The following is a 2,753-nucleotide window of genomic DNA, read 5'->3' as shown; positions in this document are numbered from 1 at the left end:
CCGTTCCGCGCAGCCGTTCCCGTTCCGCGCGGCCGTTCCTGTTCGGTGCGGCCGTTCCCGTTCCGTGCGGCCGTTCCCGTTCCGCGCGGCCGTTCCCGTTCCGCACGGCCGCGCTGCGGCGGCCCGGCCGCGAGCCGGCGCGGCCGTCAGACGAGGGGCAGGGCCGCGGGCGCGTTCTCGGGGACGGCCGGGGAGCGGGGCGCGACGCGCTCGACGCGCCGGTACGGGGCGCCGGGCTCGGGGCGGGGGTCCTTCTCGCCGCGGTTCGGCCAGAACGCCATCGCCCGCTCCGCCTGCGCCGTGATGGTGAGCGACGGGTTGACGCCGAGGTTCGCGGTGACCGCCGAGCCGTCCACGATGTGCAGGCCGGGGTGGCCGTGGACGCGGTGGTAGGGGTCGATGACGCCGGTCTCGGGCGTCTCGCCGATGACGCAGCCGCCGATGAAGTGTGCGGTCGTCGGGATGTTGAACAGGTCGAACCAGGTCCCGCCGGGGGTGGCGTCGAGCTCCTCGGCGAGCATCCGGACGGCCTTGTGCGCGACCGGGATCCACGTCGGGTTCGGCTCGCCCTCGCCGAGCCCGGCGGACAGGCGGCGGCGCCCCAGCAGGCCGCGCTTCTCGGTGACCGTGATGGAGTTGTCGGCGGTCTGCATGACGAGCGCGATGACGGTGCGCTTCGCCCAGTCCTTCAGCGACAGGCCGCGCAGGATGACCGTCGGGTGCCGGGCGGCCTGCCCGAGGAACTTCAGCCAGCGCGGCGCGCCGCCGCCGTCGACCAGCAGCGTCCGGATGAACCCCATCAGGTTGTTGCCGGCGCCGTAGCGGGTCGGCTCGATGTGGGTCTTCTCGTCGGGGTGGAACGAGGAGGTGATGGCGAGGCCGGTGCTGTGGTCGACGTCCTTCTTGCGGTGCCACACCGTCATCCGCTCGACGCCGAGGAGCGCCTCGGAGTTGGTGCGGGTCAGCTCGCCGAGCCGGGGCGACAGGTGCGGGAGCCGGCCGGCGGCGCGCATCCGGTGCAGGAGCCGCTGCGTGCCGTAGGTGCCGGCGGCGAACACGACGTGCTCGGCGGTCAGCGCCCGGCGGCGCTTCAGCAGCGGCCCGGTGCGCTCGATCTCGACCCGGTAGCCGCCGCTCCCGGCGCCGCCGTCCGCGGCGCCGTCGCCCGCGGCGCCGCCGTCGAGGGGCGTCACCGCGGTCACGGTCGTGTCGGCCAGCACCTTCACCCCGGCCTGCTCGGCCAGGTACAGGTAGTTCTTCGTCAGCATGTTCTTCGCGCCGACCCGGCATCCGATCATGCAGGAGCCGCACGCGGTGCAGGTCGTCCGGCGGGGTCCGGCGCCGCCGAAGAACGGGTCGTCGTGGTCCTCGCCGGGCCTGTCGCCGAAGTACACGCCGACCGGCGTCGGATGGTAGGTCTCCCCCACGCCCATCCGGTCGGCGACGCGCTTCATCGCCTCGTCCGCCGGGGTGACGAGCGGGTTGACGGTGACGCCGAGCATCTTCTGCGCCTGCCGGTAGAACGGCTCCAGCTCGTCCTGCCAGTCGGTGATGTGGCCCCACTGCCGGTCCTTGAAGAACGGCTCCGGCGGCACGTACAGGGTGTTCGCGTACACCAGCGAGCCCCCGCCGACGCCCGCGCCCGCGAGGACCAGCACGCCCGCCTTCCCGCCGACGAGGTGGATGCGCTGGATGCCGCGCATCCCGAGCCGGGGCGCCCACACGTACTTGCGCAGCCGCCATGACGTCTTCGGCAGCGTTCTCTCGTCGAAGCGGCGCCCCGCCTCCAGCACGGCGACCCGGTACCCCTTCTCCGCCAGCCGCAGCGCCGACACGCTGCCGCCGAACCCTGACCCGACGACGATCACGTCGAAGTCGTAGGCGTCACCGGACATGGGAGCATCACCTCACTGGGGACCGCCGGGCATGGGGTCCCCGACTATGGCGCCGCTCTCCGTCGCGCACCATGCACACGGCGCAACGATTCGGCGGTCCTTTTGTCACTGGATTGACAAAAAACGGGTCGTCAGCGCGCGGCGCCGCGGTTCACGAGCCGGGCGTGCAGGATCAGCTCCATCTCCAGGCAGCGCCGCGGGTCCCGCAGGTCGTCCCCGAAGAGGTCCTGCAGATGCCGCAGCCGGTAGCGGACGGTCTGCGGGTGGACGCGCAGCCGGCGGCTGGCGTCCGCCGCGTTGAAGTTGTGCTCCAGCAGGGCCAGCAGCGTCTCCGCGAGCCTCTCCCTGCGCGCCGGCGGGACGGCGCTGAGCGGCGCCAGCCGGGTCGCGGCGGCGTCGTCGATCAGCTCGCCCGCCCGCGCGATCACCAGCGCGGGGACGTGCTCGGCGCTGCGGATCAGCCCGCCGTCCGGGATCACCCCGCGCGCCGCGAGCGACAGGGTCTCGCGCGCCCACCGCAGCGAGTCCCGCGCCCGCGCGAGCGGCACCGCCGGGCCGACCGCGACCGCCCAGTCCCGGAGCAGCGCCTCGGGGAGGCGGGGGCGGCCGGGGCCGTCGGGGTCCGGGACGATCAGGCACGGCTCCGGCGCCCCGAAGTCGCAGAGCAGCCCGTCGGCGGCCGGGGCCGGCGGCGTCCGGACGCCGTTCTCGCGGCGCTGCCGCGCCACCGCGACCGCCACCGTCCCGGGCAGCGGCCAGCGGGCCTCCCCGGCCAGCGCCGCGACCCGCGCCTCGTCCGCGGGCGGGTCGGCGAGCAGCAGGTGCAGCAGCCGGGCGCGGCGCCGCCGCTCGGCGGCC

2 protein-coding genes are annotated in these 2,753 nt (G+C 74.9%); both read right to left on the bottom strand.

The window, feature by feature from the left end; all coding sequences use genetic code 11:
- Positions 1 to 146: 146 nt before the first annotated feature.
- Positions 147 to 1,895 carry a GMC oxidoreductase gene (locus ABZ914_RS49695; RefSeq protein WP_500201571.1) on the bottom strand — a complete coding sequence of 583 codons (1,749 nt, stop codon included), beginning with the start codon at positions 1,893 to 1,895 and terminating at the stop codon, positions 147 to 149.
- A gap of 131 nt (positions 1,896 to 2,026) precedes the next feature.
- Positions 2,027 to 2,753: helix-turn-helix domain-containing protein (locus ABZ914_RS49690; RefSeq protein WP_500201570.1), on the bottom strand; the 727-nt coding region annotated here is incomplete at its 5' end.

This window comes from Spirillospora sp. NPDC046719 (assembly GCF_040645715.1).
In the GTDB taxonomy this organism is placed as follows: domain Bacteria; phylum Actinomycetota; class Actinomycetes; order Streptosporangiales; family Streptosporangiaceae; genus Spirillospora.
Note: the sequence above shows the minus strand (reverse complement) of the source record. Positions and strands in the feature narration are given on the sequence as shown.

What these genes read in the sequence shown, in the direction of transcription:
- ABZ914_RS49695 (WP_500201571.1), bottom strand. Translation starts at nt 1,895, where the DNA reads ATGTCCGGTGACGCCTACGACTTCGACGTGATCGTCGTCGGGTCAGGG.